14 protein-coding genes are annotated in these 19,051 nt (G+C 60.1%); 11 read left to right on the plus strand and 3 right to left on the minus strand.

Annotated features, from left to right (window positions below; translation table 11 throughout):
* Positions 1-132 precede the first annotated feature (132 nt).
* Positions 133-1,050 carry a biotin--[acetyl-CoA-carboxylase] ligase gene (locus tag DCC25_RS06700; RefSeq protein ID WP_110101108.1) on the minus strand — a complete coding sequence of 306 codons (918 nt, stop codon included), beginning with the start codon at positions 1,048-1,050 and terminating at the stop codon, positions 133-135.
* Between the two features lie 160 nt (positions 1,051-1,210).
* Between DCC25_RS06700 and DCC25_RS06705 the strand changes: the two genes are divergently transcribed.
* The 5 genes from DCC25_RS06705 (at position 1,211) to DCC25_RS06725 (ending at position 7,398) form a co-directional block, all read left to right on the plus strand.
* Entirely contained in the window at positions 1,211-2,824 is a 1,614-nt protein-coding gene (locus DCC25_RS06705; protein WP_233487937.1) for an acyl-CoA carboxylase subunit beta, read from the plus strand.
* Between the two features lie 39 nt (positions 2,825-2,863).
* Positions 2,864-3,097, plus strand: a complete 234-nt coding sequence (locus DCC25_RS06710) for an acyl-CoA carboxylase epsilon subunit (RefSeq protein ID WP_158278482.1) — start codon at positions 2,864-2,866, stop codon at positions 3,095-3,097.
* A complete protein-coding gene (locus DCC25_RS06715; protein ID WP_110101109.1) occupies positions 3,097-3,744 on the plus strand; it encodes a nucleoside triphosphate pyrophosphatase in 648 nt (215 codons plus the stop codon). Before DCC25_RS06710 ends, DCC25_RS06715 begins: the two co-directional genes overlap by 1 nt.
* A 204-nt stretch (positions 3,745-3,948) precedes the next feature.
* Positions 3,949-5,784 carry a biotin carboxylase N-terminal domain-containing protein gene (locus DCC25_RS06720; protein WP_110101110.1) on the plus strand — a complete coding sequence of 612 codons (1,836 nt, stop codon included), beginning with the start codon at positions 3,949-3,951 and terminating at the stop codon, positions 5,782-5,784.
* A 177-nt stretch (positions 5,785-5,961) separates the two neighbouring features.
* Entirely contained in the window at positions 5,962-7,398 is a 1,437-nt protein-coding gene (locus DCC25_RS06725; RefSeq protein WP_233487938.1) for an MFS transporter, read from the plus strand.
* Positions 7,399-7,494: 96 nt separating this feature from the next.
* On the opposite strand, the gene DCC25_RS06730 is transcribed toward DCC25_RS06725, so the two are convergent.
* Entirely contained in the window at positions 7,495-8,934 is a 1,440-nt protein-coding gene (locus tag DCC25_RS06730) for an NAD(P)H-quinone dehydrogenase (protein ID WP_122548877.1), read from the minus strand.
* A gap of 91 nt (positions 8,935-9,025) precedes the next feature.
* On the opposite strand from DCC25_RS06730, the gene DCC25_RS06735 reads away from it, so the two are divergent.
* The 6 genes from DCC25_RS06735 (at position 9,026) to DCC25_RS06760 (ending at position 15,225) form a co-directional block, all read left to right on the plus strand.
* Complete coding sequence (locus tag DCC25_RS06735) at positions 9,026-9,901, plus strand: purine-nucleoside phosphorylase (RefSeq protein WP_110101113.1); 876 nt, start codon at positions 9,026-9,028, stop codon at positions 9,899-9,901.
* Positions 9,898-11,739 (plus strand): phospho-sugar mutase, encoded by a 1,842-nt coding sequence (locus DCC25_RS06740; RefSeq protein ID WP_110101114.1) that lies wholly within the window; start codon positions 9,898-9,900, stop codon positions 11,737-11,739. The genes DCC25_RS06735 and DCC25_RS06740 overlap by 4 nt, the downstream gene beginning before the upstream one ends.
* A gap of 11 nt (positions 11,740-11,750) precedes the next feature.
* Positions 11,751-12,491, plus strand: coding sequence for a deoxyribose-phosphate aldolase (gene deoC / locus DCC25_RS06745; RefSeq protein ID WP_110101115.1), 741 nt, complete (start codon positions 11,751-11,753; stop codon positions 12,489-12,491).
* A 67-nt stretch (positions 12,492-12,558) separates the two neighbouring features.
* Positions 12,559-12,849 (plus strand): hypothetical protein, encoded by a 291-nt coding sequence (locus DCC25_RS06750; RefSeq protein WP_110101116.1) that lies wholly within the window; start codon positions 12,559-12,561, stop codon positions 12,847-12,849.
* Between the two features lie 39 nt (positions 12,850-12,888).
* On the plus strand, positions 12,889-14,037 hold the full coding sequence (locus tag DCC25_RS06755; RefSeq protein WP_110101117.1) for an acyltransferase family protein: 1,149 nt from the start codon (positions 12,889-12,891) through the stop codon (positions 14,035-14,037).
* A gap of 75 nt (positions 14,038-14,112) precedes the next feature.
* Positions 14,113-15,225 (plus strand): acyltransferase, encoded by a 1,113-nt coding sequence (locus DCC25_RS06760; protein WP_110101118.1) that lies wholly within the window; start codon positions 14,113-14,115, stop codon positions 15,223-15,225.
* Here the strand turns inward: DCC25_RS06760 and mfd are convergent.
* Positions 15,222-18,938: a transcription-repair coupling factor gene (gene mfd, locus DCC25_RS06765; protein WP_233487939.1), complete on the minus strand. Its 3,717-nt coding sequence runs from the start codon at positions 18,936-18,938 to the stop codon at positions 15,222-15,224. The two genes, DCC25_RS06760 and mfd, sit on opposite strands and share 4 nt — an antisense overlap.
* Positions 18,939-19,051 lie beyond the last annotated feature (113 nt).

Below are 19,051 nucleotides of genomic sequence, written 5' to 3' on the forward strand. Positions count from 1 at the left end.
ACCACAGTATGCCGGACAAAGATGAAGAAATGCTGTGTGCTCAGTGTTTACAGCGTGAGATATGTGACCGGCCACTGCCATTCTACCGGTCGAGCCCGACGTGGAGTCGTGCTTGTCTGGCTGGAGGCGAACCTACCGGGGTCTAACGTGATGAATCACTGCTGAGGTCAGATCAACCCACCCGGTGTCGGGATCTCGCGGGAGATCTTCCAAGGTGTCCTCTGGCAGAGAGGGGTCAGGTTCGACCAACAGTGAACCGGTATCCCCGAGGCCTCTGATCCAGCCGGTCAAGCGACGCTGGCCTGGAAGTTCACCGCTAATGTACTGGCCTTCGGTAACGATCAATCGACTGAGACGACGCAGTTCGTCTTGGACGTGATCCGGGTTGGGCGGATTGACGCGCTCAGCAAAGGTCTCGAGTCCGGCCACCAAACGAGTCATCGCCTCGTCAGCAAGCTTTCGAGACCCCACAGTAGCCAGGACCGGATTGTAATCGCTAAGTGCCGCAGCGGTGTCGACCGGACGTTGCTGGCCGGAACCACCGAAATCGCGGTTGATGCCCAGACCAAGTATCACCCGGTCGTCATCGACAACCTGCGCCAAGATTCCCACGAGTTTTCGTCCGTCAGATCCCAGCACGTCATTGGGCCATTTCACCTGAGCCGTCACACCTAGTTCACCGAACCAGTCGACCAGCGTCGCGGCAGCCACCAACGTAATCCAGGGCCAATATTGGGCCTGGAGGCCGGGTCCTAACCGCGCGGGTTTGAGCAGAATCGACATACTCACCGAGGCGCCCGGAGCAGCCTGCCAGGCGTTTCCACGACGGCCGTGACCTGCCGTTTGATAATTAGCTCCCACTCCACTGGCGTGTGGCCAGAACTCCGGGTGCTCTTTGGCCTCCCTCATCAGAAAGCGTTGCGTGGAATCCACGCTGGGCAACCATAACCGACTGGCTCCCCGCCGGGTATCATCACTGAGGCCGGTGGAGAAACGTTCACGAATCCGTTGCGGATCAGCTGGGATGATGGGCTCAGAGGAAGTAGTCACACTCCTAGCGTAGGGGATGCCTTTCCCGCAGGACACTTCATGGTGCCAGAGCGCTGAGATGAGTACACTAGAGATTCGAATCTTGCTGTGCTCTCCGCGCTAGAATCAGCAGTACCAGCGGGATCAACAAAGCACACCTAACCCATGTTGGAGGAAGCTGTTGAGCACTGAGCCAGACCAGGCGGGACAGACCACTCCCGATCTGACTACCACCGCGGGAAAACTCGAAGACTTCTTCCATCGGCGTGAATCTGCGATGGTGCCCTCCGGCCAAGTCGCGATTGACCGTCAGCACTCCCGCGGTAAAGCCACCGCTCGTGAACGTCTCAACGAGCTGGTGGATGACGGCTCATTTGTCGAATTCGATCAGCTTCGCGTGCACCGCACCACCTCGTTCGGTATGGACGCCAAACACCCCGAAGGTGATGGTCTGGTTTCTGGCTACGGGACCATCGATGGACGTCTGGTGGCCGTTTACGCTCAGGATTTCACCGTGTTCGGTGGGTCCCTGTCGAAGGTCAACGGGGAAAAGATCGTCAAAGTCCAGCAATTCGCTGCCCGTAATGGGTGTCCTATCATCGGGATCAACGACGGGGGCGGAGCACGCATTCAAGAAGGCGTGGACTCCCTCGCGATGTTCGCAGACATCTTCCGCAATAATGTGTTGGCTTCGGGGGTGATTCCGCAGATCTCGATCATTATGGGACCGGCTGCTGGCGGTGCCGCCTACTCCCCGGCCCTGACCGATTTTGTGGTCATGGTGGATCAGACCTCGCACATGTTCATCACCGGTCCCGATGTCATCAAGGCCGTGACCGGTGAAGACATTGATATGGAAACTCTTGGTGGCGCTCGTAGTCACAATGAGCGAACCGGGACCGCGGCCTATCTGGCCGAGGATGAAGCCGATGCTTTCGACTGGGTGCGGGAACTGCTGGATTACCTGCCAGCGCACAACTACTCCGATGGTCAGATCTTCGATGTCGACCCCGTTCTGGCGACCACCGAAGCCGACCTGTCCCTGAACACTATCGTGCCCGACTCGGCGAACCAGCCCTACAATATGCTCGACGTGGTGGCCACGCTGGTTGATGACGGGGCCTTTTTAGAAGTCCAGCAACTTTATGCTCCCTCCGTGATTGTCGGGTTCGGCCGGATGGATGGGCGTTCGGTGGGCGTGGTGGCCAACCAACCAATGCAATTTGCTGGCACCCTGGATATCGCTGCTTCAGAGAAGGCGGCACGCTTCGTGCGTTTTTGCGATGCTTTCAACATTCCGATTGTCACCCTGGTGGATGTGCCCGGTTTCTTGCCCGGCACCGATCAGGAGTTCAACGGCATCATTCGGCGTGGCGCGAAGCTGATTTATGCCTATGCCGAGGCTACGGTCCCGAAGATCACCGTGATCACTCGGAAGGCTTACGGGGGCGCTTATATTGTGATGGGCTCGAAGAAGCTCGGTGCAGACCTCAACCTGGCCTGGCCCACCGCCCAGATCGGTGTTATGGGTGCCCAGGGTGCGGTTAATATTCTCTACCGTCGCGAGTTGGCCAAGGTCGCTGACGAGGGCGGAGACGTCGAGACCCGTCGCCAGGAATTGATTGAGGACTACGAGGCCGAGTTGCTCAACCCCTATCAGGCAGCAGAGTCCGGTTACGTTGACGCCGTGATCGCGCCTTCAGAAACGCGCGCCGAAATTGTCAAGGCCATTCGCGCCACGGTCAATAAGCGTGAGTCGCGCCCGTACCGCAAGCACGGCAATATTCCACTGTAAACCCAAGACCACACCGGCCGAGATATGGGAGGAACCTGGATGAGCGTTGAGGAACACCACGATCCCACCGGGATGATCGTGCGTGGTGGCAATCTCACCGCCGAAGACATCGCTGCAGCCACGGCCGTAGTGGGTATCGTAGCCATGGCGCAGCCTGAAACGGCCGAAGACCGAGAAAAGGCCCGTGCCCGTCGTTTTTCGCACCGTCGCCGGGTCTCGACCTGGAACCGTGACGTCACGGCACACTGGCGTATCTCCGCTGGGGAAGACTAATGGCGCGATCTCAGCACCCTGAGATTATTCTGGCCTCCGGCTCCTCAGCCCGAGCCCAAGTACTCGCTCGGGCCGCTCTTCCCTTCACCCAACGTGTGTCCGATATCGATGAACCGGCATTGGTGGCCTCTCAAAACCGCGAACTCACCCCGGTTGAGATTCCCGAGTTGCTTGCCCAGGCCAAGGGCAGGGCAGTCGCTACCGAGGTAGCTCAGGAGATAACCTCCCCAACACTGATTTTGGCGGCCGATTCAGTCTTTGAATTCAACTCCAGCGTTTACGGCAAACCCCATGAACCCGAGATCGCCATCGAGCGCTGGCGGGCCCAACAAGGACAGTCCGGTACCCTGCACACCGGACACTGGCTGGGGCTCCTCCACCCTGAAAAACCCGGTGCACTCAAGCAACAAGTGGTCACCGACTCCGCTGAGGTGGAGTTCGCAGCAGTGGACGAGCAAACGATCCTCGACTACGTGGCCACCGGCGAACCGCTAGGGTGTGCCGGTGGATTTACCCTCGAAGCCCGGGGCGCATCGCTGATCCAGTCCGTGCAGGGTGATCCCAATACCGTCTTGGGGCTCAGCCTGCGTGTGGTGCGCGAGTCACTTCAAGCGTGGGGATACCGGCTCTCCGATTGGTGGGACTGACATCACACAGCTGAAGGAACTCGAAGCATTTTTGTAGACTTCCTCCAAGGGATTCTGCCAATCTGCCAAGAATTTCACGTCAAATTGTAGAATTCCCACCGTGGGGTCCTAGGATTCTTCAAGGGACTGTGGTGGAATATTTTCCTGGCCGTTTGCCGACGTCCCTCGCCAAGTTTTCGTCATTTTTGAGGAGCCTGTGCCTGTATGACCGCTCAACGCGCTAGCACCGAGCTGCTGCTCAAGCCGTTTTCTAAGGTCCTAATTGCCAATCGCGGTGAAATCGCTGTTCGCGTGATCCGCGCAGCCCACGACGAAGGCCTCGACGCGGTCGCGGTTTATGCAGGCCCGGATCGAGACGCGATGCATGTGCGTATGGCCGATGAAGCCTACTCTTTGGAGGGCGACACAGCTGCCGAGACGTACCTGCGCATCGACAAAATCATTCGTGTAGCCCAAGAGTCCGGAGCCGATGCCGTTCATCCCGGGTACGGCTTTTTGGCTGAAAACGCTGACTTTGCCCGCGCCGTCTTAGAGGCCGGCCTTGTCTGGATTGGCCCCTCTCCCTCAGCCATTGACTCCCTGGGCGATAAGGTCGCAGCACGACAGATCGCTCAGAAGGTCGGAGCTCCACTCGCCCCAGGAACTCAAGATCCGGTGGAATCCGCCGACGAGGTTCTCGCCTTCGCCGATGAGCACGGCCTGCCCTTGGCTATCAAGGCCGCCTACGGGGGAGGTGGTCGGGGCATTAAGGTCGCCCGCGAGCGCGCAGATATTCCCGAGCTGTTTGAATCGGCCGTGCGGGAAGCCACCGCCGCGTTTGGTCGTGGTGAGTGTTTTGTGGAGCGCTTCTTGGAGGCACCCCGCCACGTTGAGACCCAGTGCATCGCAGATTCCTTCGGCCATGTTGCCGTGGTCTCGACCCGCGACTGCTCGTTGCAACGGCGGAACCAGAAGCTGGTGGAAGAAGCACCCGCACCGTTTTTGACCGATGAGCAGAACCAGCGTCTCTACGATGCCTCGGTCGCACTATTGCAGGAAGCCAACTACGTCGGCGCTGGTACCTGTGAGTTTTTGGTCGGTCAAGACGGCACGATCTCGTTTTTGGAGGTCAATACCCGACTGCAGGTCGAACACTGTGTCTCCGAAGAAGTCACGGGCCTGGATTTGGTCCGCGAACAATTCCGCGTGGCCCGCGGTGAACAACTTGGTTACCAGCACCCGACCAACCGTGGCCACTCCTTCGAGTTCCGAATCAATGGCGAGGACGCCGGTCGAAACTTTATGCCAGCACCGGGTACCCTAACCCGGTTGCGTCTGCCGGGTGGCCCCGGAGTGCGCATCGACACCGGGGTGGAAGAAGGCGAGACCATCTCGGGCGCGTTCGATTCTATGGTGGCCAAACTCATCGTCACCGGCGCAACGCGTCGTGAGGCCCTGGAACGCTCCTACCGCGCCCTGACTGAGATGCAGATCGTGGGAATGCCAACGGTACTCCCCTTCCATCGTTTCGTCGTCCGCGATCCCGCCTTCGCCCCGGAGCTCAACGAGCCTGACGCTCGGTCCTTCGATGTCCACACCCGTTGGATCGAAACCGAGTTCAATAACACCATCACCCCTTACGATGGCCCCACCGCTCTCGAGACCGAGGCGACCGAACGTCGTAGCGTCACCATCGAGGTCAACACCAAGCGTGTCGAAGTCACGCTACCGGAAACCATGCCGGGGTTGCCCTCGGTGCAACAATCGGGCGGTCGAGCGACCGGCAAGCCCCGTCGCAGTTTGCGTAAAGCCGCCGGAGCGACCGGACCGAAGAAAGCCTCTGGCGATGACTTAACCTCCCCGATGCAGGGCACGCTGGTCAAAATCGCCGTCGCCGAAGGCGAGCACGTCTCTGAAGGAGATCTGATCGTGGTACTGGAAGCGATGAAGATGGAACAGCCCATCACCGCCCACAAGTCCGGCACCGTGACCTCCTTGACAGTAGCCCAGGGGGAAACCATCGCCGCCGGTGGCGTTCTGGCCACCATCTCCGATTCCTAAAAATCCCGCCACCATCTCGTCTTTTATAGCCTCAACCGGGGTGACCCTCTCACAGAATCTCAAGATGTGAGACGATCACCTCGGTTTTTGCTGTTTCTGCAGCGTTGACCTCAGCGCGGTAGTAGCCTGAAAAAGTTCCACATTCGCTTATTCACTGACTACCTGTTGAGGAGCATCATGGCAGGACAGCCTATGCCTGGTGTCACTGACGAAATCACGTCAGATTCTTATGACCACACCGCTACAGAACTCGGTGTCCCGCGCTGGCGGATTATTATCGCCTCCCTGGTGGGTACCTCCATTGAGTTCTACGACTTCTATATCTATGCCACCGCCGCGGTGTCGGTGTTCCCGCTCATCTTCTTCGCCGAAGGCGACGAGTCGGCCGCACTACTGGCCTCGATGGCGACCTTTGGTGCTGCTTTCGTGGCCCGGCCGATCGGTTCGATCATTTTCGGCCACATGGGCGACCGCATCGGACGCAAAGCCACGTTGATCGGCGCCTTGCTCACCATGGGCATTGCCACGTTCTTGATTGGTCTGTTGCCTACATACCACCAGATTGGGATCTGGGCGCCGGCGATGCTGACCATTCTGCGCTTCTGCCAGGGACTCGGCCTGGGCGGTGAATGGTCCGGGGCCGCCTTGCTCGCGACCGAAACCGCCCAAAAGGGCAAGCGTGCTGGGGCGGCCATGTGGCCACAACTGGGTGCTCCAATTGGGTTCTTGCTGGCCAATGGCTTTTTCTTGGTCCTGACTGTTGCGGTCGGCTACAACTCGGTGGAACACGGTGTCGATCACGTGTTCATCGACTGGGTCTGGCGGCTTCCCTTCCTGCTCTCGGCCGTGATGGTCATCATCGGCTTGTGGATCCGCGTCAGCCTGGAAGAAACCCCGGTTTTCCAGCGCGTCATTGCCCAGGACAAACGGGCCAAGGCTCCCCTGGGTCAGGTCTTCAAGCGCAACTGGTGGGAGTTACTTCTGGGAACGTTCATCATGTACGCCACCTACGTGATGTTCTATTTGATGACCACCTGGATCCTCTCTTATGCCATTGGGAGCCCCAAGCAGGGGCAGGGTCTGGGCGAAAACTACTCGGAGTTTTTGGTCTTGCAACTGATCGGCATTGTCTTTTTCGCGCTGTTCATTCCGGTCGCGGGATACCTCGCCGATAGATTCGGCCGCAGACCCACCCTGATCGTCATCACGGTGCTGATGGTGCTATTCGGGATGACCTTTGGCCCCTGGCTGTCACCGCATTCAGTGCTCCACGACGATGGATCGCTGAAGGTCTGGCAGATGGCTGCCTTCTTAATCGTCGGCATGATGCTGATGGGCTTGACCTTTGGGCCCATGTCGGCGGTACTTCCGGAACTGTTCCCCACCGAAACCCGCTACACCGGTTCGGGCGTTGCCTATAACGTCTCCTCGATCCTCGGCGCCGCCCTGACCCCTTTTATTGCCACCGCTCTGGTGCAAAATATGTCAGTGGCCTGGGTCGGCTATTATCTCTCGATCGCTTCAGCGATCTCACTGGTGGCCCTCGTTGTGGCCCCGGAAACCAAGTACCGCTCGCTGTATGACTTCACTGTCGACGAAGTCCAGCGCACCTGAGGCTAACCCGACATACGGTTCAGGGCTGTCAGGACTCATCGCGATCCTGACAGCCCTGAATCTCTTTAAAGGCCTTGGGCGAGCATTCTGGTGTATTTAGACGTCTTCGGGGACCGGGTTCAAATCACTGCTACGCACGTGCAACAGTCGGGCAGCCTCGGCCAGGGAGCCCGACAGTGAGGGGTAGACGGTAAAGGTATTGGCCAGATCATCGACCTGCAGTCGTTTGGCCACCGCCAACGAGATCGGGTAGATCAGCTCCGAGGCACGGGGAGCCACCACGATGCCACCGACCACACTATTGGAGCCTTTGCGCGCAAAGAGTTTGACGAAACCGTGCTCGACGTTCATCATCTTGGCCCGCGGGTTCGTGGTCAGATCCAGGATCACCTCGTCATACTGATACTTGGTACGATCGGCCTGCTGGGCAGCCACACCGACGGTGGCAATCTCCGGAGAGGTGAAAATATTAGACGAGACCCGGAACGGGTTGAAGGGCTTAACCTCATCACCGATAAGGTGGTTGACCGCGATCCGGCCCTGCATCGCCGCCACGGAGGCCAACGCCAGCCGACCGGTGCAGTCCCCGGCAGCGTAGATGCCTTCCACGGAGGTGCGCGAGACCGCATCAACCCGAATGTGTCCGGATTCAGTGGTGGCCACCCCGACCTCGTCCAGTCCCAGGTGCTGGGTGTTGGGGATCCCGCCAACCGCCAACAGGCAGTGGGAGCCCTCCAGCACCTCGCCGGTGGACAACTCGACCGCAACCCCGTGCTCGGTGCGGGTCACGGCATTGGCGCGGGTTCGGGATACGACGTTGACACCGTTTTCTATAAAGACGTTTTCCAGCACTCGCGCCGCATCAGGGTCTTCATTGGGCAACACCTGGTCACGTGAGGATACCAGCGATACCTTCGCGCCCAGCAGGTTATAAGCCGAGGCGAATTCCGCACCGGTGACACCCGAGCCGACCACAATCATGTGTTCGGGCAGTTCACGGAGCCGGTAGAGTTGCTTCCAGTTGAAAATGCGCTCCCCGTCGGGCTGGGCGGTTGGGAGTTCTCGAGGTGAGGCCCCGGTGGCGATGAGCACCGCATCGGAAGTGATGGTTTCGGTCTTGCCCGAGATGGTTTCCACTTCCAGCACGCGAGGCTCCCGGAAGCGAGCCTGACCAATGACAATCCTGACGCCGGCCTTCTGTAACTTATGGCGGATATCTTCGGACTGTTCCGAGGCCAGCTGGATAATACGCTGGTCCACCTCGTTGAGGTTGGAGAACACTGCGTTCGAATCCAGCTCAATACCCAGACTGGTCGATTTCATCACGCGCCGACGGCCGTCGGCTGCCGCGATCAGCGTCTTCGACGGCACCACGTCGGTCAGCACCGCTGACCCGCCGATACCGTCACGTTCGACAATGGTGACCTCGGATCCTTGGTTAGCAGCCACCAGCGCTGCTTCGTAGCCTCCGGGTCCGGCACCGATAATGGTCAATGAGGGGTGAGGAATCAATGCTGAAGAAGACACGAGTCCTATTCTGTCGTACAAACCCTGCCAAGGCCCATAGATGTAGTGCAGATGACAGCTGAACCTCACAGCTAGGCTGGCTGGGGCCGTTCTCGCTAGGATGACAGACGTGACTGACAAGAACATTTCTGAGCCTACTGCGGAGTCCATGGGGTTGTCCGGGGACCATCCGGGGTTCGATTTAGCCCGCCATGCCGGGCGCTATATCGCCGAGACGACCGGGGTAGCACAGCACCGCATCGCGGTCGTACTGGGCTCTGGCTGGTCCGGGGCGACCGATCTGCTCGGTGACCGTCAGACCGAGTTGCCCACCGGTGATATTCCGGGTTTCACTTCTCCGTCTGTGGCCGGACACGGCTCCACCGTGTCTTCCATTGCCCGGAGCTCCGCCGAGGGTACGGTCACGGACCACGTGCTGGTGTTCGGATCTCGCACCCATTACTACGAACACCGCGATGTGAACGCGGTAGCACACACGGTGCGCACCGCTGCCGCTACCGGAGCTGAGCTGGTGGTGCTCACCAACGGATCTGGCAGCGTCAACGAGGCGTTGCCGCCCGGAGAGCCGGTGCTGATCAGCGACCATCTAAACCTCACCGGCGCTACTCCCCTCCTGGGCCCGGAGTTCGTTGATCTCACCGATCTGTACTCGCCTCGCATCCGTAAGATCGCCCGCAGCGTGGATCCCTCCTTGCCACAGGGAGTTTATGTCCAGTTCCCCGGACCGCAGTACGAAACTCCCGCCGAGGTACGCATGGCCAAGCTCCTCGGTGGAGACCTGGTGGGTATGTCGACTGCATTAGACGCCATTGCAGCCCGGCATGCCGGGCTTGAAGTCTTCGGGATGTCATTGGTAACCAACCAGGCTGCCGGCATCAGCCAGCACCCGCTCTCCCATCACGAAGTGATTGAGGCCGGCCGTGCCGCCCAGACACGCATTTCCCACTTACTCGCCTCGATCATCGACAAGCTATGACCACACATAACCCCGTTGACCCCGACCAACTCGTTCGCCTGGTCGAGGATTGGTGCCAGATCGACCCCGACCCGCGACACCACGAGATCCTGCACGAAGAACTCAACCGCCACGACTATGCCACCCTGGCCGACCGTTTTGCCGGGCCCCTTCGTTTCGGCACCGCTGGTCTGCGGGCTGCCGAAGGTCCGGGCCTGAACCGTATGAACCGTGTCGTCGTCCGGCGTAGCGCAGCCGGCATCAGCGATTGGGCACAATCCTGGCTGACCGAGGACTCTCGCTCGCCGCGGGTGGTGATCGGTTTCGACGCCCGTTACGGGTCGTTGAGCTTTGCCGAAGATTCTGCAGCCGTGTTCCAAGCCGCTGGGTGCCAAACCTACCTTTTCAGAACGTGGTGTCCCACCCCGCTGCTCGCCTTCGCCGTCCGGGAGCTGGCCACCGATGTGGGCATTATGGTCACCGCCAGCCACAACCCGGCCACCGATAACGGCTATAAGGTCTACCTCGGCGGACGGCTCAGTGACCAATGGGGCACCGGAGCCCAGATCATTGCCCCGGTCGATACCGAGATCGCCGAGCGCATCAACCACTGGCACACTGCCGACCAGATCCCGGTCATGCAAGCCGCTGGCGTGGAGTCTCTGGACGTCGACGAGGTGGCTGAACGCTACCGGCTCGCGCTCGCCGACTCGTTGCAACCGCGGTCTCCACTCACGGAATTCACCGCAGACCAGGCCATCGGGGCTCGGGCGTCACTGCGGGTGGTGTATACGCCGATGCACGGAGTGGGCGGGGTGGTGTTCCCGGAGATGATGCGCCGTTTCGGGTACGGGCCACTCCGGCCGGTAGCCGAACAGATCGATCCCGACCCCGACTTCCCCACGGTGGTCTTCCCCAATCCGGAAGAACACGGTGCTCTGGATCTGGCGCTGAGCACCGCCAATCGGGAACCGGAGACCGATCTGATCATCGCCCACGATCCCGACGCGGACCGACTGGCCGTTGCCATCCCGAGCCCGAGTTCCCCGAACGGCACTTGGCAACGACTCTCCGGCAATGATCTCGGTTTAATCCTCGGGTCGTTGTTCTTAGCTCGTTCAGGCTCCCACGCGACAACCACCAACCCGCAGGTGCTGGCCCGCTCGGTGGTCTCCAGCCCCGCGTTAGCCCGGCTGGCCGGCCACTACCCGGGGGCTGAATGCATTCCAACACTGACCGGTTTCAAATGGATCTCGCGCGTGCCCCATCTGAGCTTCGGTTTCGAAGAAGCCCTGGGCTACTGTGTTGCCCCCGAGGTGGTCCGCGATAAAGACGGACTCAGCGCCGGACTGTTAATCTGCGAACTAGCCGCGGCACTGAAATCCCAAGGATCGAGCCTGTGGGAGTATCGTGAGCAGTTGCAGACCCTCGTGGGGTCCGGGCTCAGTAGCCAGCTGTCGTTGCGGCTGGATGATCTCAGCGTGATCCCTCAGATCATGGCGCACCTGCGCCAGCACCCACCAGCCTCCTTAGCCGGTATCGGCCCCACCACGCTGGTTGACTACGCCGATCCGGCCACCGCTTCCGCCCAAGGATTACACCCCACCGAGTTGGTGTCTCTCAGCGCCGAAGCCGACCCCGCCCACCCCGAGGTTCCGGCTGCACACCTGTCGGTCCAGGTCCGTCCCTCCGGGACCGAACCGAAGCTGAAGTGCTATCTGGAAGTTCACCTGCCACCACAACGGCCCACCGAGACCCCCGACAAGACCGCTGCCGCCTCACGGCTTGCGGACCTGTTAGCACGGCTTGAAGCGGATGCCGAAACGTTTTTGACCCAACCCCTAAACCCCGAACGGTAAGCACCCAAACGATGACTGTTGTTGAATCCCCCACCGCCGCCCTGACCACCGAACAGATTGACACCCTCTCCACCGCCGAGTTGGCGGGGTTGATCGATCATACGTTGTTGACGGCCACCGCCACCGCCGAACACATTGCCGCCCTGTGTGACCAGGCTGCCGCCCACCGCACCGCCTCGGTGTGCGTGAATCCATTCTGGGTCCCGACCGCGGTGACCCAGCTCGAGGACTCACCGGTCGCGGTGTGTAGCGTGGTCGGGTTTCCCTTGGGCGCCACCACGACCTGGGCGAAAGCCACCGAAGCTCAACAAGCTGTCGCTGCCGGGGCCACAGAGATCGATATGGTCATCAATCTGGGCGCGTTGCATGCCGGGGACGATCACACCGTCATCGCCGATATTGCCCAGGTGGTCGAGGCCACCAAGTCCATCAACGATTCTGCGCTGGTGAAAGTCATTGTCGAAATCGGGGCGCTGACCGGCCCCGACGGCAACCTCTCCACCAACCTGCTCACCCGGGCCTGCCAGGCCGTCGAGGAAGCCCACGCCGATTTTGTCAAAACCTCCACCGGATTCGGCTACGGTCCAGCCACCCGCCAAGCTGTCACCGTGATGCGGCAGGCAGTCTCCGACCGGCTGGGGGTGAAGGCCTCCGGTGGCATTAAAACCCGGCAATCTGCCCTTCAGATGCTTCATGCAGGGGCTAACAGGCTGGGCTGTTCCGCAACTCTTGCTATCCTAGAACGTAACTAAGCATATTCGACTCGCACCCACGCTTGGCTACAGAGGCTTCTGTAGCTGTGAAAGATGAGGTAGACCCGTGATTCGTAACGGCAAACCAACCGACCACTCTGGTCGCGGATTCGGCACCGGCAATATTATCCTGTTCGCCGTGGTGTTCGTACTCCTGCTGGGAACCATGTTCGCCCTGAGTTTCTGGGAGCACAGCACCGACTACGTCAACGCTGTGTGGCTCCCGGGCATCACCGCGCTGGTGCTGATGGTGATCACCTTCCTGATCCCCAAGGCCATTGTCGGTCGCTCCGATACGGTTGATCACGATCACATTCACGATCCCAAGAACCTTCGTCACGACCCCGAGCAGTACTAACCACGCGCACCGTTCCGACGGTGGCGACCTTCGTTTTCAATGACTGCATGCCCGGGCCCACAACGGCCCGGGCTATTGTTTACCCACCGCCGTCTGACCCCCACCATGATGACAACAGCACCCCCGAACACCAACACCGCGACTGTGAAGCGACCGCGGATCGTCGGCGTCGATGCTCTGAGAGTGCTGTGCCTGATCGCGGTAATCTTCGGCCACACCTATGGTGCTACCATAGAGCACCGCGAGTTTTTGTCGATGTGGCGCATGCCGCTGTTCTTCGTGCTCTCCGGATATTTCTTGACCCCGGGAAAGTCACTGCGCGCGGAAACAAATACACGATTCACCACTCTTCTCGTCCCCTATTTTTGGTGGTCAGTCATCTGCTCGGTGGTGACCGTGATCTGGTGGTATCACGACCCCAAACATCTCACGGAGCTACTCATCATGGGCTGGTATGGCGGAGTCGACCAGACCATTATCTGGATGGCATTCTGGTTTCTGTCGGTGTTGACCGCCACCGTGCTGCTCTACCGGTGCCTGCAACATCTCCCAGCCTGGGTTCCCTGGGCCGTGGCACTGAGCGGACTCGTGCTGTCTGACATTCTCGACGACGAGCTCCTAGCGCGTACCCCATTCTCGGTGGGATTGTGTTTGCCGGTCTTGTTCTACATCCTCTGCGGACGTGCCTTGCACATGCTGGTGCACACCCGCTTGCAAGCAACCATCGGCACTGAGCGCCCAAGTACGCCCTATGCGCTGATCGGGTCGGGCCTGGTCGTCGCCGGCTTCATCGCCACCGCCCTGGGGGTTCCCGCCCATTCCATCCAGTCCTCAGACTTCGGTTTGTTTCTGGTCACCCCGCTTACCGGGATCACCATCTCTGCCGGTTTCATCTTGCTCAGCGCCACCTGGGGAGACCGTCTCATCCGAGCTATACCGCCCATGCGCCACTGGGTATATCAGCTCGCCCGTGCCGGAACCGTTGTCGTGCTCCTGCACGGGATCGTGCTGTTGCAACTAGACCGCTGGGACCTGGGCAACCTCCACCTGCGTTTCCTGCTGACTGTGGTGATCTGTTTCGCTGTCGGAACTCTGCTGTGCCGCCTGGCACCCCGCTACTGGTGGGCCCGTCTGTTGACCGGAATGCGCACACCGAAGACCTCGTCACCGAGGTCTTCGGTTAGCTAGACTGGGACGGACACCAGCCAGCCGATCAGCCAACAGCTGTTCCACGACCGAGAAGAGAAGCCCCTTCAGCGCACCATGGCCACTCCCACCTACCCCGCCGGTGACGTCGCCACTCGGCGCCATCTCACCGGGACCATCGGTCGCAATGTGGGGATCGACCTGTTAAGAATCGTCTCGATCGTCGCGGTGGTCGTCGGACACATCTACGGGGATGCTTTCACCTTCAAAAGTTATCTGGAAATCTGGCGGATGCCGCTGTTCTTCTTCCTGTCCGGTTTCTTCTTCACCCCCGGCCGGCCCTTCACCACCGAACTGAAAAACCGGTGGCTCACTCTGGGCGTGCCCTATTTGATCTGGGCGGTGCTGATGTCGGTCGTGGCATGGCTGTTCAACGACACCTGGGAAGAATTCCTCGAAGCACTCTTCTACGGCTGGTATGGCGGGTCGCAGCAAGACCCGCCGTGGTGGGCCTTCTGGTTTATCTCGGTGCTCTTTTTTGCCGTACTTATCCGTCGGTTCCTCGAACGATTCCCCACCTGGGTGGCCTGGACGGTGGCCATCCTGGGCTTTGTCGCCGCTGCGGTCTTGCCCGAGGACTACCAGTTGGGCGTGATCTTGCCCTTGGGCATCGGACTCGCTATACCGTGTATGTTCTACATCCTGTGCGGTGAAGCCTTCCGCTATCACATCCTGCCGCGACTCAGCGATTTTCCGGGGATCAAAGCCAAATCAACGACCACGCCCTTCGACTCCACCACGCTGGGTTTCCTCGGTCTTGGCCTCGTGCTGATCGGCATGGCCGCGGTGCTGATGGGTGTGCCACCGCACAACATCAAATTCGCTGGATTCGGTCTGTTCCTGGTGACCCCGGTGGTCGGGGTGCTGATGGTCTGTGGCATGGTGATGATCTTCGGCACCTGGGTCAACGCTCTGGTCCAACCCGCCCGCCCGGTGATACAGCAACTAGTCCGAACCGGGACCGTGGTGGTGCTGGCCCATGGCTGGCTGATCATGGAGTTCGCCCGGCTGGGTGTCGATAACCTGCATCAGCGCTTTATCCTCACCGTACTTACCAGCTGGGCACTCGGCTTGCTGATCATCTATTCACCACTGTCCCGCCCCTTAGCTGGGGTTCCGATGAAACCTTTCTGGCGTCGCATCCTCCAGCGTGGCGAGTACCAACACTAACTACCCTCAGTCACACCGGACTCCTGCGATGATCCACCTTCTTCCGGTGAGTTCTTGGCCACCTGAGGGAAGATATTGCGCACCAGCTCACTGGCCCACTGCAACAGTGGTTGGTCGGTGAGGTCCTTACCGACCACCGTCTGAGCGTCCTTGGGCCGGGGCACCATTACGGCTTTCAAAGCCGGTTTGAGACTCGAACCTGGATACATCCTGTTCAGGCGCATCACACGTGACTCGGGGAGCTCTTCCACAGGCCCGAACTTGATGTTCCTGCCCATCGACATGATCTCGGAGATCCCGTGTCCACGCGCCACATTGCGCAATCGAGCCACCGCGACCAAGTTCTCAGCCGGTTCTGGTAGGTCCCCGTAGCGGTCCTTGAGTTCGTCGATCACCGCCTCGATAGCCTGGTCATCGTGGGCCTGGGCCAGGTTTCGATACGCCTCCAAACGTAGCCGTTCGCCGGGGACATAATCATGCGGCAGGTGCGCGTTGACCGGTAGCTCGACCTTGACCTCCACCGGCGAAGGATCGTCTTCGCCCTTGAAATCGGCCACAGCTTCCCCGACCATGCGGATATAGAGGTCGAATCCCACCCCGGCGATGTGGCCGGACTGTTCCCCACCCAACAGGTTGCCGGCCCCACGAATTTCCAGGTCTTTCTGGGCCAGCTTCAGACCCGATCCCAACTCGTTATGGGTGGCCACCGCCCGCAGTCGTTCCAGGGCAGTCTCGGTCAGTGGTTTATGTGGATCGTAGAGGAAATAAGCGTAGGCCCGCTCTCGACCACGTCCCACGCGTCCGCGCAACTGGTGCAGCTGGGAGAGCCCGTAGCGGTGGGCATCTTCAATGATCAACGTGTTGGCGTTGGCAATGTCGAGCCCGGTTTCAATGATGGTGGTCGAGACCAGCACGTCGAACTCTTTCTCCCAGAATTTAACCATGATCTCTTCCAAGGTGGACTCAGCCATTTTGCCGTGAGCCACCGCGACGCGCGCTTCGGGCACCAGCTGCTGAATGTGGGCGGCTACCTTATTGATCGAGGTGACCCGGTTGTGGACATAGAAAACCTGCCCTTCGCGCATCATCTCCCGCCGTATCGCGGCAATCACCTGTTGGTCGGTATAGGGACCGACCGTGGTCAGCACCGGGTGGCGTTCCTCCGGGGCGGTGGCCAGCGTCGAAGTTTCCCGAATCCCGGTCATCGACATCTCCAGGGTGCGCGGGATCGGGGTCGCCGACATGGCCAACACATCGACATTGGTGCGAAGTTTCTTCAGCTGTTCCTTGTGTTCCACGCCGAAGCGCTGTTCCTCATCGACAATCACCAGGCCGAGATCTTTGAACTGCACCTGGTCGGCCAACAGCCGGTGAGTACCGATCACCACATCGACGCTCCCGTCGGCGACACCGTTGATGGTGTCTCTAGCCTGTTTGCCGGTTTGAAAACGCGAAAGAGGCCGGACGGTGATGGGAAAGCCGGCGAAACGCTCGGTAAAGGTTTCATGGTGTTGGCGAGCCAACAGCGTGGTGGGCACCAGCACCGCCACCTGTTTGCCGTCTTGAACCGCCTTGAACGCTGCGCGAACGGCGACCTCGGTTTTGCCGAAGCCTACATCCCCGGAAATCAGCCGGTCCATCGGAACCTGCGACTGCATATCGTGCTTGACTTCGTCGATGGCAGTCAGCTGGTCGGGCGTTTCGATGAAGGGGAAGGATTCTTCGAGTTCTCTCTGCCACGGCGTATCGGCCGAGAACGAGTACCCTCGAGAGGCCATGCGTGCCGAGTAGAGCCGGATCAGCTCATTGGCGATTTCGCGGGTCGCCCGCCGGGCTTTGGACTTCGTCTGAGCCCAGTCAGAGCCGCCCATTTTCGACAAGCTGGGAGTCTCTCCTCCCACGTACTGCGAGACTTGGTCCAGCTGGTCGGTGGGCACAAACAGCCGATCTCCGGGAGCACCGCGTTTGGAGGGAGCGTATTCCAACACCAGGTATTCCCGATAACCATCTTGGGCGGCAACTCCAGATGGTGCCGTGGAGACTTTGCGACGTTGTAGTTCAATGAATTTGGCAATGCCGTGCTGAGCGTGAACAACGTAGTCGCCTTCGCGCAGTTCGAGAGGATCGACCGCGTTGCGCTTTTTCCGGGCGAGGGAACGACGTTTGCCGCGTTCGGATCCGGCAATCGCACGACGTCCAAATAAGTCACGTTCAGATACCACCGCGATTTTTTCTGCTTCCGCCACGAAACCGGCGTTAATAGCTGCTGGCGTGATCTGAACTTGGCCGGGCAATTCTGCGGCCACTTCCTCGACCACCGAGGCGCTCATACCGGCTTGAACAAGCAACTCGGCCACGCGCCGAGCCGAACCGGAGCTGTCGGTGGCCACCGCGACAGTGAAGTCCTGAGAAATCCGGGTGCGCATATGCTCTAGCATGGCATCCACGTCTCCGGAGAATTCTGCAGAGGGCTGGAATCCGGTCCGGTAGCTCTGCTCATCAGCGATTAAATCGGGGTCAGCACCCAACACAGAGAATTGCCACCAGCCCTGATGATTCTCCAGCGCCTTGGTCCGGGTCTCAGCTAGCGTGGCGAATCCCCCAAACTGAGACTGTTCGGTTTGAGAGGTATCCAGCGGTGCTGCCACCCCGTCGGCAGCAGCCGCCCAGGCCGCCTGCAGGAATTCTTCGTTGGTGGCCAACAGGTCCTCGGCTCGGGCTCGAATTTTCTCCGGTTCAATCAGCAGGCTCAACGATCCAGCCGGCAACAGGTCTAGGAAGTCAACCATTTCGGTCACCAACGGCGCCAGCGATTCCATGCCCTCGGTGGCCTGGCCTTGCGAGATGCGTTCCAGCATATCGACGGCTTGCGGCATGGAGGCTTGTAGCGCACGGGCTTTTTCGCGCACGGCGTCGGTGAGCAACAGTTCTCGGCACGGTGGCGCATACACACTGGTGGGGGTGGCCGAGCCGTCATTACTGGTGTCTTCCAAGGAGCGCTGGTCTGCCACCGAGAACCAGCGGATTTCCTCGACTTCATCACCGAAGAACTCGATGCGTTGTGGGTGGTCTTCGGTGGGCGGGAAGACGTCAATGATCCCACCACGTACCGCAAATTCACCGCGCTTGGTAACCATATCCACCCGAGAGTAGGCGGCATGAGCCAACGCAGCGACCACGGACTCAAACTCGTAGAATTCACCGGTGTTGATCACCACCGGCGTTAAGTCGCCGAGTCCTTTGACCACCGGTTGCAGGATCGAACGGATCGGGGCGAAGAGCACTTTCAGCGGGGCCTGCCCGGCATCCTGTGGGTGAGCCAGGCGGCGCAAGATCGCCAGCCGTTCACCGACCGTATCCGAACGTGGCGAGAGTCGCTCATGAGGCAAGGTTTCCCAGGAGGGAAACAGCCCGACAGTGTCAGCATCTATCCACGAGGTCACGGCTGAGCGCAGCTCCTCGGCTTCACGGTGGGTAGCGGTCATCACCAGCACCACCGGGTGCACTGGGGTGTCGCCGTTGCGTTGAGTCGCCAGGTCACTCACGGCGCCTGAAATCAACGCGGTGGCCGCCGCTCGGGCCCCGTCAGGCAGGTGGAGTCCCAGGTCTGGGGTGGGCTCGTCGTGGGCGGCCAAGCTCGATAACGCTGTGGCTAATCCGCGATCTTCAGACAGCGCGGGCAACAGCGGTGCTAAGGATGAATGCTCGGACACGGGATGGTCTTCCTTCAGCGTGGTTAAATGGGTTCAGCGCCATCATTGTGGCGCCCAGATTTAGACTACCCGGTTCACCTTTCCTCACGCCGTGAGTGAACCAAAAGTCTCCT

The organism is Auritidibacter sp. NML120636 (assembly GCF_003185945.1).
In the GTDB taxonomy this organism is placed as follows: Bacteria; Actinomycetota; Actinomycetes; order Actinomycetales; family Micrococcaceae; genus Auritidibacter; species Auritidibacter ignavus.

Coding starts and splice junctions, on each gene's coding strand:
- DCC25_RS06710 (WP_158278482.1), top strand. CDS start 2,864: ATGAGCGTTGAGGAACACCACGATCCCACCGGGATGATCGTGCGTGGT.
- DCC25_RS06715 (WP_110101109.1), top strand. CDS start 3,097: ATGGCGCGATCTCAGCACCCTGAGATTATTCTGGCCTCCGGCTCCTCA.
- DCC25_RS06720 (WP_110101110.1), top strand. CDS start 3,949: ATGACCGCTCAACGCGCTAGCACCGAGCTGCTGCTCAAGCCGTTTTCT.
- DCC25_RS06725 (WP_233487938.1), top strand. CDS start 5,962: ATGGCAGGACAGCCTATGCCTGGTGTCACTGACGAAATCACGTCAGAT.
- DCC25_RS06735 (WP_110101113.1), top strand. CDS start 9,026: ATGACAGACGTGACTGACAAGAACATTTCTGAGCCTACTGCGGAGTCC.
- DCC25_RS06740 (WP_110101114.1), top strand. CDS start 9,898: ATGACCACACATAACCCCGTTGACCCCGACCAACTCGTTCGCCTGGTC.
- deoC (WP_110101115.1), top strand. CDS start 11,751: ATGACTGTTGTTGAATCCCCCACCGCCGCCCTGACCACCGAACAGATT.
- DCC25_RS06755 (WP_110101117.1), top strand. CDS start 12,889: ATGACTGCATGCCCGGGCCCACAACGGCCCGGGCTATTGTTTACCCAC.
- DCC25_RS06760 (WP_110101118.1), top strand. CDS start 14,113: ATGGCCACTCCCACCTACCCCGCCGGTGACGTCGCCACTCGGCGCCAT.